The organism is Halioglobus sp. HI00S01 (assembly GCF_001635445.1).
GTDB lineage: Bacteria > Pseudomonadota > Gammaproteobacteria > Pseudomonadales > Halieaceae > Halioglobus > Halioglobus japonicus.
This window is the reverse complement of record NZ_LWEE01000270.1, coordinates 1-219: the sequence shown is the minus strand read 5'-3', so window position 1 is coordinate 219 and position 219 is coordinate 1. Positions and strand designations below refer to the sequence as shown.

Genomic DNA, 219 nt, shown 5'->3' with positions numbered 1-219 from the left:
CGGAAGGCCTGTTCGCTGTCCTCTATGCTGCTGGCGCCGCCTTCATAGGCGAGGGTGGAAAGGACCACGCGTAAATGGAAGTCGACCTTGGCCAGCTTGCGGTAGCGCGGCTTGCTGGGCTTCACCTGGATGTATTCCGGATCCAGGTAGTGGCGAGCGAGTTGGAACAGGCACCATTCATGCAGTTCAGTGCGCGTGTCCGCTTTAATCAGTTGCAGC

General features: G+C 58.9%; 1 pseudogene. It reads right to left on the bottom strand.

Annotation, left to right across the window (positions count from 1 at the left end):
• Positions 1-219, bottom strand: a pseudogene (locus A3709_RS24115) (peptidase M48); the annotation flags it as partial.